This is a genomic window from Amycolatopsis sp. NPDC005961 (assembly GCF_040629235.1).
GTDB lineage: Bacteria > Actinomycetota > Actinomycetes > Mycobacteriales > Pseudonocardiaceae > Amycolatopsis > Amycolatopsis camponoti.
In genome coordinates, this window is sequence record NZ_JBEXVF010000028.1 from 68,335 (window position 1) to 81,696 (window position 13,362).

Consider the following 13,362-nt stretch of genomic DNA (forward strand, 5'->3'; position numbering starts at 1 on the left):
AGTCAACCGATCAGAAATCCTCCGCCCCGTCGTCAGTTCTGGCGACCCCCTCACACCGGTGGAAGGATCGACGACCATGACCGACGCTGGACCGCTGGACACCGACGAGGACACGTTCATCGCGGCGGTCCGCTCGGGCGATCCGGCGCGGTTCGCGCTCATCACGGAGCGCCACCGGCGTGAGCTGCAGGTGCACTGCTACCGGATGCTCGCGAACTACGAGGACGCCCAGGACCTGACGCAGGAGACGTTCCTGCGAGCGTGGAACAAGCGGGAGACGTTCCAGGGCCACGCCGCGCCGCGGACCTGGCTGTACCGGATCGCGACGAACGCCTGCCTCGACTTCCTCGACAAGCGCAACGACCGCACGCCCGTACCGGCCGAGCTGCCGGACTCCGAGCTGCCGTACCTGCAGCCGTACCCTGACCGGATGCTCCCCGAGGACCCGCAGGAGTCGGTGGTGGCGCGCGAGACGATCGAGCTGGCGTTCATCGTCGCCGTCCAGCACCTGCCGCCGCGGCAGCGAGCGGTGCTCGTCCTGCGCGACGTCCTCGGCTGGCCGGCGTCGAAGGCCGCCGAGGCCCTCGAGCTGACCGTCGCCTCGGTGACCAGCGCACTGCAGCGGGCGCGCGTGACGATGCGCGAACAGCTGCCCGGCCGCCGCCTCGACTGGCGGAGCCCCGCCACCCACGAGCTGTCGGACGACGAGCGCGGCGTGGTGAAGTCCTACATCGACGCCCACGAACGCAACGACCTCGACCGGCTGACGTCCCTGCTGCGCGACGACCTGCGCTTCGCGATGCTGCCCGATCCGGGCACCGTGCTCACGACAGCCGAGGACGCGGTGGACGGCTGGGTCTCCGGCGGGCTCTTCCAGCGCGGCCACGACGACTGGCGCGGTATCGCCACGACGGTCAACCGCATGCCCGCCGCCGCGCTGTACCTCCGCACCCCCGGCGACCCCGAGTACCGGCCGTTCGCCATCGCGGTCCTGCACGTCGCCGACGGGAAGATCGCCGAGCTCACCGGCTTCGACGTCACCGGCAAGCCCTGGCTGGACCTGCCCCCGGCCCTCTGACAGGACAGGTCTTCCGACGTCGACCCGTGCTCAACGCCTCGTCTCGTAGCGGGTCAGCACCGCGCCGCCGGGAAACGTCCGCGTCGCCACCAGGTTCAGGTTCACCCAGCTGTCCAGCGCGGTGAAGAACGGCGTGCCGCCGCCCACCACGACCGGGTGGGTGACCAGGACGTACTCGTCGATCAGCCCGGCTCGCATGGCGGTTCCGGCGAGCGTCGCGCCGCCGACGCTCATCGGGCCGCCGTCCTCGGCCTTGAGCCGGGTGATCTCGGCGACCGCGTCGCCGGTGACCAGGCGGGTGTTCCAGTCGACCTGGTCGATCGTCGAGGAGAACACCACCTTCGGCGTGTCCCGCCAGTTCCGCGCGAACGCGATCTGCGCCGGGGTGGCGCCGGGCTGCTGGTCGCCGGTCGGCCAGTAGGAGCTCATCGCCTCCCACAGCTTGCGCCCGTACAGCGACAGCTCGTTCGCCAGCTCCCAATCGAGCCACCACTGGAACAGCTCGTCGCTCGGCGGCCCGCTCCAGCCGATGTCATCGCCGGTCGCGGCGATGTAGCCGTCCACGGTCAGGTTCATGCCGAAGATCAGTTTCCGCATCGTGCCAGCCTCTCGTGAGTGGATCTCACCCGTACAGACGGTCGCGGCGCGGAAACCTGATCGGTGCGCGATCCACCGCGCGCCTCCGCTCCTACTCGGCGGCTTCCTCCAGCTCCAGCACTCCCCATCCCTCGGGAAGCGGGTCGGCCTCGCCGGGCACCCGGATCACCGTCCCCGGCGGCCAGGTGCTGTCCGTTTCCAGCTTTCGCTTGTGCCCGGTCAGGCGGACCCACACCCGCTCGATCCGAAGCGGCCGCGCGAAGCGCGCGCCCGCGAACCCGACCGGACCGTCGAAGCGTATGTCGTCGAAAACGACGTCACCGTCGAAACGCGAGCGGGCGAACCCGCCGACATCACCGAAGCGCGTATGGAGGAACCGCGCCGATCCGCCGAACTCCGCCGCCGCGAACACGGCTATATCGGCGAATTCCGTGTTCTCGAACCACACGTCCGCGGCGAACCGGGTGCGCGGGAATTCGGCCCGATCGCCGAAGTGGTATTCGTAGAACCTCGTCACACCGGCGAACTTCGCCTCCGTGAACGCCGCGAACAGCGCGAACCGGGTGCCGCCGAAGTCGACGTCGCCGAACTCCGTCCGGACGAACTCCACTCCCTCAGGGAACCTCGCCATGGTGAACGACGCGTCGCCGGTGAACCGGGTTTCGGTGAAGTCGGTGTTCCGGCCGAATTCGGCGGTGAAGAAGTCCGATGAGGCGAGCGTGGCGTTGCCGAACTGCGTGAACGCACCGGCGAACCGGACCTCCTTGAAACTCGATCCCCGAACCGCGCATCCGCGAAGGACGCGGCTTGCGAGAACTTCGCTCCGGTGAACACCGCGGGCCCGCGGAAGTCCGCCCGGTCGAACTTCGCGCTCCCGCCGAAATCGGCTTCTGCGAAACGAGCGTCGCCGTCGAAGGTCACTCGCCCGAACCGGACGTCGTGGTCGAACCGCGCATGGCTGAAGCCGGCTTCGCCCATGAACCGCGCCCCGGTGAACACGGCGCTCAGCCCGAACCGCGTCCGGTCGAACCACACGTCACCGGTGAAGGTGACGTCGGTGAAGTCGACGGCGACGACGCGGCAGCCGATCAGGTTGGCCGGCCCGAGCACGGCGCCGACGAGGTCCAGGCTGATGTCCGCCCAGAACGTGCTGACCGGCCCGTCCTCGGTGCCGTACATGACGTGGCGGAACAGGATGGCCTGCGCGGTCCGCCGGACCTGGTACTCCTGTTTCGCCTCGGTCGCCGACGGGGTTCCGCCGCGGGGCGCGGGCGGGGCGAGCCGCACCGAGGCGCGTTGCCGGGCCGGGCCGCTCAGCAGCGGCCGCGGCACCCCTGACGGCCGGGCCACCGACGGCGGCGCCGGTTCGCGCCGCGGTGGGGTGTACGGCATCCGCAGGTAGGCGCACAGCAGGTCGACGATGGTCTGGCGCTGGGCGGGGTTGTCCTGGGCGAGTCGCTCCAGCGCGTACAGCCCGGCCAGCCGGGCCGGGGCCTGCGGCGAGCCGAGCTGGTCGGCGGCCTTGCCGTACAGGTCGGTGATCCTGCGGGCCTCGGCGTCGGCGACGGTGGCCGCGTGGGCCGCGCGGACCTGGTTCAGGCTCAGTTCCGACGTCCGCTGCCGGCGCGCGGTCAGCCACAGGGCCGCCGCGCCCCCGGCACCGACCACGATGGTGCCGGCCGTCTTGATGGCGTCCAGCTGGTCGGCGTGACCCCCGCCGCCGAACGCGACGAGCAGTCCGACGGCCAGCCCGACCCCGAGCACGACGAGCGCCCCGGCCGCCCAGGCCATCGCCCGGTGGGACAGCACCGGCAGCTCTTCCGCCGGTACCACGGGCGGCCGGAACGTCAGCAGCGACAGCGGCGGGGAATCCGGCAGCGGGACGGGGCCGAGCGGATCCGGGGTGGGCGGCTCAGTGGTCACCCGCCCATCATGTCCACTTTCGCCGAGGATCCCCAGGCGGTCAGCCGGATTCGAGGAGCTCGGCCAGCCGGAGGGTGTCTTCGAGGTAGCGCTCATAGGGGAACCCGGCGGCGACGAGCGCGGAACGGAACTCGTCGTAGAGGGGTTTCCCGTTGTCGTGAAAGGCTTTCCGGCCGGCGACGGTGAGCGTGACCAGGCGCCGTCGCGCGTGGGCCGGGTCGACGACGACCTGCACCAAGCCGTCCGCCTCGAGGGACCGCAGAGCCCGGCTGATCGCCGGATCCGACACCGACAACGCCTGCGCCAGCCGGTGCTGGGTCGCCGGTTCGATGTCCTCCAGCGTGCCGAGCAGCCGTATCTGGCTGTAAGTCAGGCCGTCCCGGCCGTCCGTGCGCCGCCGGGCCGCTTCGCCGAGCAGCATGACCACGCGGTGCAGCAGGTCTGCGAGTCCGTCGTCCACGCCGTCAGCCTAACAGAGTGTTGACTAGTTAATGTTAACTATGCAAGATTCACGGCATGGACAACTTCGGTTACATCGCCCAGTCAGCGTTTCCCCTGGTCTGGATCGTGGTCCCGGCCATCGGCGCCTTCCTGCGGGCTCGCCACGCCACCTCGGCCCAGGAGCGACTGGAGATCTGGCAACGCTGGTGGGCCATCGGCGCGTTCGGCATCGGCAGCCTGTGGATGACCGTCGCGTTCCTGGCCTTCCCGGACGTGATGGCCGCCGCGATCGGCTTCCCCCGGACGCCGTTCCTGTTCGAGATCGCCTTCGCCAACCTCGGGCTGGCCATCATGGGCTTCCGCGCCGCTTCAGCGTCGGCACGCGAGCGCATCACCATCGGCCTCGGTGGCGGCATGTTCCTGTGGGGCGCCCTCGTCGGCCACGTCTACCAGTGGTTCGCCGGCGGCGACCACGCCCCCGGCAACACCGGCGGCGTCCTCGTCAACGACCTGCTGATCCCGGCGGTCATGATCGTCCTCGCCGTGCGGTCCCGGCGCCTGGCCGCCGCCCCTGTGCAGGCCGTCTGACCCCGGGCGCCGACCATGGTCGCCGCCCGCCAGATCCGAAGTCAAAGCTGGGACGCGCCACCGTCCACCGGAAGTTCGGCGCCGGTCGTGTAGGTGGCGTCGAAAGCCAGGAACGCCACCGCCTTCGCCACCTCGGCGGAGTCGCCGAACCGCAGCATGGGGTTGTTCGCGGTCATCTGCACCCGGGTCCGATCGGCGGCGTCCTCCGGCATCGACTTCTCCAGGATGCCGGAGTCGATCGGACCGGGGCTGACCGCGTTGACGCGGATCCGCCGCGGCAGCAGCTCGCGGGCCAGGCTCCGGGTCATCGAGCGCAGCGCCGCTTTGCTCGCCGCGTACGCGCTGACCATCGGCAGCCCCTTGACGTTCGCGACCGAGGTGGTGAGCACGACGCCACCGCCCTCCCGCAGCAGCGGGACGAACTTCTGCACGGTGAAGTAGGCGCCCTTGGCGTTGATCGCGAACAGGTCGTCGTACACCCGCTCGGACATCGACTCGAAGGGCGCGGCCCGGGTCACCCCGGCGTTCACGAACAGGACGTCCACCAGACCGAACTCCGCCTTCGCCCGGTCGGCGAGAGCGTCCACATCGGACAGTGACGCCGCATCACTGCGGACGGCCACCGTGTTGTCCCCGAGCTGTTCGAGAGCGGCGTCGAGCGTGGCCTGGGTGCGGCCGGTGATCAGAACCCGCGCTCCGCCACCGGCGAACAACTTCGCCGTCGCGAAACCGACACCGCTGCTGCCACCCGTGATCACGACGTTCTTGCCTTCGTACTCGGTCATGACGTCCAGTCAAGATCCCTTCCGGCTCACCGTCCAAGACCTGTTCCGCACGTCGTCATACCGGAGACGCATGACGCGTAGACTCGACGTGCGTGGACCTCGATTTGCGGCTGGTGCGGTATTTCACGGTGGTCGCGGAGCACCTCAACTTCGGCCGTGCCGCGGCCGCGCTGCATCTCGCCCAGCCGTCGCTCAGCCGCCAGATCCAGCGCCTGGAGCACGAGCTGGGCGTGCGGCTGTTCGACCGCACGCCGCAGGGCAGCCGGCTCACCGAAGCCGGCCGGGCGTTCCTCCCCCAAGCGCAGGCGCTGCTGCGCTCCGCTCGCCAAGCCGAGCTGACCGCGCGCGCGGCCGCGCCCCGGCAGACGATCACCGTCGGCTATGTCGCGGACCTGGTGATCACCCCGGCGGTGCGGGAACTCCGCCGCCGGCATCCCGACGCCCGGGTGGGCACCCGCCACCTCGACTGGCAGGACACGCACGCCCTGCCCGAGCACCGGGTGGACGCACTCGTGGTGCGGTTGCCCTTGCCGTTCCGGACGGACCAGCTGCGCGTCACGGTCCTCCACGAGGAGCCGAGGGTGCTGGTGGTACCGAGATCGCACCGCCTCGCGGGCAAGGAATCCGTCACGCTCGACGAGCTCGCCGACGAGCGGTTCACCGCCTGCACCAGCTCCCCCACGCTCTGGAGCGGCCCCCTCGAACCGAGCCTCGACGACAGCTTCGAGGACAAGCTCGAACTCGTCGCCGACGGCCGCGGCCTCGCCATCCTGCCCGCCGGCGACCGGCGCCCCACGGTGCGCGCGGACCTGGCCACGGTGCCCGTCGAAGGCATCGACCCGTGCCAGGTCGTACTCGCCACCCGCGCCGACGACCCCAACCCGCTGGCCATCGCCTTCCACGACGTCGCGGCAAGCTGTCTCGCCTGAGGTCCGTCGCCCCGTCCGGGTGGTCGAAAACGGCCCTCAGGTGGGGTCCCGGCGCAGGGCGGACGCCATCCATTCCTGAACCGTCGCCGTCTTCTCCGGGTCCGGCTGGGGCGTCCCGTTGATCACCGCCACCAGCGTGCTGTACCTGGCCATCAGGTTCGTCCCGGTCATCTTGGCCCGCGCCTCCGCCGACCGGATCCGGTCGAAGCCGGCCATGCTGCGGCGGGCCTTGTCGAGGTCGTGGTCCCCGGTCATGGCGGCGACGAAATCAGCCGAGTCGGCCGCCATGCGCTCGGCGATGTCCCGGGCCTGCGGGGAGTCCGCCGGCACACCCGCCTGCTGCGCGGCCTGCGCCTCCAGGTAGAGAACCCGCTGCCGCTCGGCGTGAGCCAGCATCTCCGGCGTGGCCATCAGCTTGCCCTGCTCGGTGCCGAAAGCGCGGTGGAGGAAGGCCCGCAGCGCCGTGCGGAACTGGTCGTCCCGCACGATCTCGGCGAGTTCGATCCAGGCCTCGAGCTGCTCGGTGGACGGTTCTTCCGGCAGGTGCGGCCGTCGGCTGCGCAGCCGTTCCAGGTAGCCGGGATGGACGTCCAGGCCGTCGGTCACGAAGTCCCAGAACCCGCTGATGAGCTGGTCCCGGTCGTCGTCGGACATCGACACGAGCTTGTGCAGCAAGCTCACCTGTTCCGCCGTCGTGGGTTGCCGCACGATGGTCCGCAGCACCGCGCGCCGCGCGTGGAACTGCCGCAACTGGTCCTCGACCAGCCGGAGATGCCGGACGGCCAGATCCCGCAAGGTGCCCTCCGCGGCCAGCACCCGGCGAACGTCGTCCAGGCCGGCACCGAGGTCGCGGAGGGTGCGCACGAGTTCGAGCCGGGCGATGGCCTGCACGTCGTACTGCCGGAAGCCGCCTTCGGCGAGAGCGGTGGGCGCGACCACCCCCTCGTCGGCGTAGAACCTGATGGCGCTCACGCTCAAACCGGTGCGGCGGGCGACATCGCCGATGGGATAGAGCTCGTTCATACGCCCCACTATGCGATCTCGACCGGCTTGAGAGTCAAGGCTGCCGCGAACGCGGTTCGAACGCCCCGCGAGGTCCGCGGCGGATCCGGACCGGTCGTGCATGATGGCGTCATGCCTGGTGAGCACCAGATCGACATCCCCGATACGTGGCGTTGTGCCGTGCATCCCCGCCGTGGCGGGATGGCCGCGCTCGAACCGCTCGACGTCAAGCACGAAAGCCTCGCGGAGCTCACCGCATGGCATGCCGCTCGTGGTGTGGACCTGGCCGCCAAGCGGACGGCGATTCTTCACCACACGAGGACCGATCCCGCGCTTCGCGCGTTGGCGCTCTCAGCGGAGCCGGACGTCGAGGCCGATGGCGTCCGGCTCGCGCTCGCACCGAACCCGTGTCGCGGTGCCATCGCCTACAACACCTCGATGGCGCCCATCGACGATCTCGTCGCCGTCCGAGGGCTGGCCCACGGCGCTGCCGCGTTCGTGGCGAGCTGCGCTTACCACACCGCCGATCAGTTCAGCGCGAACGACGTCATACCGCTGCTGCGCCACACCGACGCGACGGACGCCGCGTACCCCGTGTGGACAGCCGCCGCCCGGCAGCTGCGGTCGATGCTGGCCGTCGCGCGGCAGGACGTCTACGACGACACGGTCGCCCGGTTGGCCGCGTTTCGCGGCGGACTGCTGCGCCAGCGGATCGTCACGTCCTATCTCGTCCCCGCCCGGCCGGAGTGGGCGGCCGGGGATCTCGACGATCTCCCCGAGGACTACTGGGGATCGCCGGAACTGCTCTTCTACAGCATGGCGACGGTCGAGCAGTTGTCCCGATGGCACATGACCTCGCTGGGACAGTTCATCACGGCCTTCGACGCGGCCGGCGAGGACGTCGTGCCGCTGCTGTTCCGTCAGCTGGACCGGTCCCGCTGGGCGCCGGACATCCGGCACGACGTCCTCGAGGTGCTCACGCGCATCCCGGCGGACGCGGCGTTCGCCGGGCTGCTGCACCGAATGGACCTCCCGGCGGTGCCGGGTGGGGTGCGTGCCGCGGCCGACAGGTTCCCCGCACGCGCGGCGCGGCTGCTCGGCACGCATCGGGACGGCGACTTCATCGACGCGTTGCTGCTACGCCAGGTGCGCCGGCACCCGGAAGTCCCCGAGGCCAGGCTGTTCACCCGCCGGCCGGAGGCGCCACCCGAGGCCGTCCCGCCGCTGCTCGCGTCGCCGCCGTGGCGTCGTGAACCGCCGGCCCGGGTCACGGCCGTCCCGGACGCGGTCGAGCCTCGAATCGTCTGGCAGGACGGTGAACAGGAACGCTGGGCCTACGACTGGCAAGCGTTCCGGTCCGAGGAAATGCGCGTGCATCTCCCGCTCGCCGAGAAAGGCGTTGCTCCGCCGGAGTTCTACATCAGGGCGCCGGAGGGCATCGTCCGTCCGCTGCTCGCTCGATGGCAGGCCGAATCGGCCTCGTTCTACCTCGAGAAGCCGCAAGTGGTGGTCGCCAAGTACGAACTCGCCGCGCTGGCACCGTTCTTGCGGCTGGCCCGCAAGAAACCGGTTGTCGGTGCCCCACTGCTGATGCCCTATCTCGCCGTCGAGGTCGCCGAGTTGATGGCGGCCTGGCTGACCCGGTCACGCCAGTTCCGCCCGGTCGCGCGGGAATGGTTCACCCGCCACGGCGCCGGCGCCGCCGCACTGCTCATCCCGGTCGCTCTCGGCGCGGCGCGTGCGGAGGCGGCGACCGCCGCGCTGGCCCTCAGCCGTCTCGACGCGGACGACGTACGGGCCGCAGCGAAAGACCTCGGCTGCGTCGAGACCGTGGAGACGTTGCTCAGCCGCGACCCGCTCGACTTCGTGCCCGCGAAGATCCCGGCCGTGCCGAAATGGGCGGACCCCGGTCTTCTACCGCAGGTTCTGCTGGCCGGCGGCGAGTACGCGTTGCCGGCCGAGCCGACCGCCGCGCTCCTGCGCATGATCGCGATGTCCCAGCTCGACGCGCCCTACGAAGGCCTGCGCGTGATCGCCGATTGCTGTGACCCGGCGAGCCTGTCGGCGTTCGTCTGGTCGCTGTACCGGCTCTGGGAGGCCGAGGACAGGCCGTCGAAGGACGCGTGGGCCATGAACGCCCTCGGGTACTTCGGTGACGACACGGTCGCGGACCGGCTGGCACCGCGCATCCGGGCGTGGCCGTCGGAAGGCGCGGCGCCACGGGCGAAGCGCGGCGCCGACGTGCTGGCCGTGATGAACACCGAGCGAGCTCTCGGCCACCTGTCGGCACTGGCGCGCAATGCCAAGTCCGGGCCACTGCGCAGCCACGCCGCCGCCGCGCTCGACCGCGTCGCCGCGGACCGCGGGCTGCTGCCCGAACAGCTCGACGACCTGCTGGCGCCGGATCTCGGGCTGGACGGCGATCAGGTCGAGTACCGGAACGTGTCGTATGCCGTCGACCTCGTCGACACACGCGAACTCGTGCTGCGGGATCCGTCCGGAGCGAGGCTCAGCGCATTGCCCAAGGCGGCGAACGACGAGGAGAAGGCGGCGGCATCGGCGTGGAACAGCTTGCGCCGCAAGGCAAAGCCGATGATCGCCGACCAGATCGCGCGCCTGGAGGAAGCGATGGTGGTGCAGCGCCGATGGTCCGGCGGCGACTTCCGGTCCCGGATCGTGGCGCATCCGCTGCTGGGCCGCTTCGCGCGCGGGCTGCTGTGGGCCCTCGACGACCGGACCGCGGCCATCGACGCCCTCGGCGACCCGGTCGACCCGGCTGGTGGGCTGATCGGCGACGCCAAGTGGGTCCGGCTCGCCCACCCGGCGGTCGACGACTTCACCCCGTGGACCACGTGGCTTGCTCAGCGCGGCGAGCAGCCGTTCATCCAGGCCGGGCGCGAGGTGTTCACCGGCGAGGACCCATCTGTCTACTGGCAGCGAACGGTGGCGGCCGCGAAGCTGTTCGGTCTCGTCCGGCGAGGCTGGCAGTGGGCACCGAGCGGCCACAGAGCAGTGCGCCACCAGCTGTTCCGGCCGTTCGGCCCAGAGGGGCGTGTGGCGCTGACCATCGACCCGGGAACGTCGGCGGTCACGGACCCGAAAGCGGAGCCCGAGCAGACGATCACCGAGATCACCTTCGAGTCCGCCGCGGGCGAGCTGGGCGTCTTCAGTGACCTGCCCGTCGTCACCCGCTCGGAACTGATCCGGTCCCTGCGTTGTCTCGACTAGTCGCCGACGATCAGGGTCGACGCGGGGACCGATCCTTGGACAATCGTCAAGATCGCCCCTGCCCCTGGGCAGCAAAACAGCCCAGGTCTGCGACCTGGGCTTTGCTCCCCCGTTACCTTTTTCGTGGCTCCCGCCAGGGAGCTGTGGTCGCCAGGCTCGGCATGACTAACGCCCCCAGTCGAACCCATGATCCGGGGGGTGGTGTCACCGGGCCTGGTGGCATCGACCGACCGCTGAATAGGGACACGGCCACCACTGGGTAGGTCTCGTCGTAACGTGGGTGCCGGCGCTCGATGCCCGACCCGGTGACCACTCGCGGCGAACGAACGGCATGGTGGATGAGCAGCACTTACAGCGTGTTCCTCGGCCTGGACGTCGGCAAAGACAACCACCACGCCGTCGGTCTCGACCCGGACGGAAACCGGCTGCACGACGGGCCGCTGCCCAACACCGAACCCAAACTGAAAGCCCTGTTCGACAAGCTCGCCGCACACGGACCACTGCTGGTCGTCGTCGACCAGCCCGCCACGATCGGGGCGTTGCCGGTCGCGGTCGCCCGCGCCGCGGGCCATCAGGTGGCCTACTTGCCGGGGCTGGCCATGCGCCGCATCGCCGATCTCTACCCCGGGCGGGCGAAGACCGATGCGCGGGATGCGTTCGTCATCGCCGATGCGGCCCGCTCCCTGCCCCACACACTCCGGCCCGTTGATGTCGGTGACGAAGCCCTGGCGGAGCTGGAGGTGCTGGTCGGGTTCGACGACGACCTGGCCGGCGAAGCCACCCGCATCGCCAACCGCATCCGCGGGCTGCTCACCGGCATCCATCCCACCCTCGAACACGCCATCGGCCCCAGGATCAGCCACCCTGCGGTGCTGGAAATCCTCTCCCGCTGCGGCGGCCCGGCCGGCATCGCCAAGGCCGGCCGCCGCAAACTCACCGCGATCGCCAAGGCTCACGCGCCGCGCATGGGCGAACGACTGGTCGAGGCGATCATGACCGCTCTGGGCGAGCAGACGGTCACCGTCCCGGGCACCGCAGCCGCGGACACGGTCCTGCCCAGGCTGGCCGACAGTCTGAAGACTGTTCTGCAGCAACGGAAACAGGTCGCTGAGCAGGTTGAGGGGATACTTGATGCGCACCCTCTTGCCGGGGTCCTGACCTCGATGCCCGGCATCGGTGTCAGGACCGCAGCCCGCATCCTCCTCGAAGTCGGCGACGCCTCGAACTTCGCCTCCTCCGGACATCTGGCGGCCTATGCTGGGATCGCCCCGGTCACGCGCAGCTCCGGCACCAGCATCAAGGGCGAGCACCCCGCCCGGACCGGCAACCGCCAGCTCAAACGCGCGTTCTTCCTCGCCGCGTTCGCCGCGCTGTCCGATCCGACCAGCCGGGCTTACTACGACCGCAAACGAGCTGAGGGCAAGAAGCACAACGCCGCCCTCATCTGCCTGGCCCGCCGTCGCTGCGATGTCCTCTACGCGATGCTACGCAACGGCACCCACTACCGACACCCCGAACCCACTCCGGCCCCCGCCGCGGCTTGACAACCACATAGGGACACCCCCCTTGGACTCGAACCAAGAACCCTCCGGATTATTGGTTCGAGTGATTTCGAGTCGACGTCAGTCGATCTAGCTGAGATGTTTGCAATCGCTCATGCCCTCAGAGGGCGTCAGTCGACGTCGTTCGACCTGCAATTTCGCCCTTAGATCGCCCCTAGTTCGACAGTCAGGCACCGCCAGCGCGTCCACCCTGCGGTCGCCGACGACGCCACCGGGGTCGCGCAACGCGGACCGGGCGGTTACCCAAGAAGAAGCAGACGATCTGACCATCTGATTACAAGTCCGCCGCCCTGGTGCACCGGTGAGTGTCACCGCGTGCCGTCCTGTGCCGATAAGTGCGCGCTCGGGCTCGACCAGCACCGCCGTACCGCCGGCCTTGAACGTCGCGCGCAGGTCGAGCAGGCACAGGTCGAAGTTGAACGGCGCGTAGTTCAGCACCACGTGCCCGGCCGGAGGCGGAACTTCGTGATCGCCCACTCGGTGAACCGTTCCACCGCCTGAAAGCTCAGCGGCACCACCTTCGGCAGCCCGGTGGAGCCGGACGTCGTGAAGATGAACGACGTCGCGTCGGGGCTGACGTCGGGACCGGTGATGCCGTCGAGCCCGCCGAGGTCGCCGTCCGGCGGGACGATGGTGGTGTCGATCTTGTGCACCCGCAGTCCACCGGCGTCCGCGCCGGGTTCCGTGGTCAGCACGTCGGTGCAGTCCGCCTTCTCCAGCAGCTCTTGCAGCGCCGTCGTACCGAGTTCCGTGGAGGGCAGCATGAACGGGCGGCGCCCGAGCAGGCAGGCGACGATCAGCGCGACGGTGCGCGGTGTCTTCGCGGCGTGCAGCGCGACGCGGGCGTCGGACGGCAGCTGCAGCGCCGCGAGCCCGTTGTAGGCCGACATCGTCATGGCGCACAGTTCGGCGTTCGACACCCGGTCGCCGCCCATGACCAGCGCGGTCGACTCCGGCCGGTTGCGGGCGAAGTCGGCCAGACAGCCGAGCAGCGAACGCGAGTACGGCACCATGGTCTCCAACTCAACCGGGCGCCCAGCGACCACCATCGCGCGCCGGCCAGTCACCCCAGCTCCGCCACGGGGAGTCCACTTCGAACTCCGGCGGTGCCCGGCCCGGGCACCGCGTGGACACCACCGTAGCTTCGGGCCGGAGTGACTGGCTTCTCGCGCAGTGCGGCTCCGCTCGGCCCGGTGAAGTCCCGTGCAGCCAAGGGGCCTTCTCCCGCG

General features: G+C 70.2%; 12 protein-coding genes and 2 pseudogenes. 5 read left to right on the forward strand and 9 right to left on the reverse strand.

Annotated features, from left to right (window positions below; all coding sequences use genetic code 11):
• The first annotated feature begins 76 nt into the window (after positions 1 to 76).
• On the forward strand, positions 77 to 1,078 hold the full coding sequence (locus ABZ342_RS24785; protein ID WP_360477246.1) for an RNA polymerase subunit sigma-70: 1,002 nt from the start codon (positions 77 to 79) through the stop codon (positions 1,076 to 1,078).
• Positions 1,079 to 1,108: 30 nt separating this feature from the next.
• On the opposite strand, the gene ABZ342_RS24790 is transcribed toward ABZ342_RS24785, so the two are convergent.
• The 4 genes and pseudogenes from ABZ342_RS24790 to ABZ342_RS24805 form a co-directional block, all read right to left on the reverse strand.
• A complete protein-coding gene (locus ABZ342_RS24790; protein WP_360477249.1) occupies positions 1,109 to 1,675 on the reverse strand; it encodes a dihydrofolate reductase family protein in 567 nt (188 codons plus the stop codon).
• 91 nt (positions 1,676 to 1,766) lie between these two features.
• A complete protein-coding gene (locus ABZ342_RS24795; RefSeq protein ID WP_360477344.1) occupies positions 1,767 to 2,285 on the reverse strand; it encodes a pentapeptide repeat-containing protein in 519 nt (172 codons plus the stop codon).
• 170 nt (positions 2,286 to 2,455) lie between these two features.
• Positions 2,456 to 3,694, reverse strand: a pseudogene (locus ABZ342_RS24800) (pentapeptide repeat-containing protein); the annotation flags it as partial.
• Positions 3,639 to 4,058: a MarR family transcriptional regulator gene (locus ABZ342_RS24805; RefSeq protein WP_155545820.1), complete on the reverse strand. Its 420-nt coding sequence runs from the start codon at positions 4,056 to 4,058 to the stop codon at positions 3,639 to 3,641. The pseudogene ABZ342_RS24800 and the gene ABZ342_RS24805, both read right to left, overlap by 56 nt.
• Before the next feature lie 56 nt (positions 4,059 to 4,114).
• Between ABZ342_RS24805 and ABZ342_RS24810 the strand changes: the two genes are divergently transcribed.
• On the forward strand, positions 4,115 to 4,627 hold the full coding sequence (locus tag ABZ342_RS24810; RefSeq protein ID WP_360477253.1) for a DUF6790 family protein: 513 nt from the start codon (positions 4,115 to 4,117) through the stop codon (positions 4,625 to 4,627).
• A gap of 41 nt (positions 4,628 to 4,668) precedes the next feature.
• On the opposite strand, the gene ABZ342_RS24815 is transcribed toward ABZ342_RS24810, so the two are convergent.
• Positions 4,669 to 5,412, reverse strand: coding sequence for an SDR family oxidoreductase (locus tag ABZ342_RS24815; RefSeq protein WP_360477256.1), 744 nt, complete (start codon positions 5,410 to 5,412; stop codon positions 4,669 to 4,671).
• Between the two features lie 92 nt (positions 5,413 to 5,504).
• On the opposite strand from ABZ342_RS24815, the gene ABZ342_RS24820 reads away from it, so the two are divergent.
• Entirely contained in the window at positions 5,505 to 6,341 is an 837-nt protein-coding gene (locus ABZ342_RS24820) for a LysR family transcriptional regulator (protein WP_360477259.1), read from the forward strand.
• A 36-nt stretch (positions 6,342 to 6,377) separates the two neighbouring features.
• On the opposite strand, the gene ABZ342_RS24825 is transcribed toward ABZ342_RS24820, so the two are convergent.
• Positions 6,378 to 6,995: a hypothetical protein gene (locus ABZ342_RS24825; RefSeq protein WP_360477347.1), complete on the reverse strand. Its 618-nt coding sequence runs from the start codon at positions 6,993 to 6,995 to the stop codon at positions 6,378 to 6,380.
• Positions 6,996 to 7,205: 210 nt separating this feature from the next.
• Positions 7,206 to 7,607: pseudogene (locus tag ABZ342_RS24830) on the reverse strand (MerR family transcriptional regulator); the annotation flags it as partial.
• Between the two features lie 1,989 nt (positions 7,608 to 9,596).
• Here ABZ342_RS24830 and ABZ342_RS24835 point away from each other — a divergent pair.
• Positions 9,597 to 10,571 (forward strand): DUF4132 domain-containing protein, encoded by a 975-nt coding sequence (locus ABZ342_RS24835; protein ID WP_360477338.1) that lies wholly within the window; start codon positions 9,597 to 9,599, stop codon positions 10,569 to 10,571.
• Positions 10,572 to 10,909: 338 nt separating this feature from the next.
• A complete protein-coding gene (locus ABZ342_RS24840; protein WP_360477341.1) occupies positions 10,910 to 12,115 on the forward strand; it encodes an IS110 family transposase in 1,206 nt (401 codons plus the stop codon).
• Between the two features lie 87 nt (positions 12,116 to 12,202).
• On the opposite strand, the gene ABZ342_RS24845 is transcribed toward ABZ342_RS24840, so the two are convergent.
• Together ABZ342_RS24845 and ABZ342_RS24850 are read right to left on the reverse strand one after the other, a co-directional pair.
• Positions 12,203 to 12,574: a hypothetical protein gene (locus ABZ342_RS24845; protein WP_360477262.1), complete on the reverse strand. Its 372-nt coding sequence runs from the start codon at positions 12,572 to 12,574 to the stop codon at positions 12,203 to 12,205.
• Positions 12,565 to 13,146, reverse strand: coding sequence for an AMP-binding protein (locus tag ABZ342_RS24850; protein ID WP_360477265.1), 582 nt, complete (start codon positions 13,144 to 13,146; stop codon positions 12,565 to 12,567). The genes ABZ342_RS24845 and ABZ342_RS24850 overlap by 10 nt, the downstream gene beginning before the upstream one ends.
• Positions 13,147 to 13,362: the final 216 nt, after the last annotated feature.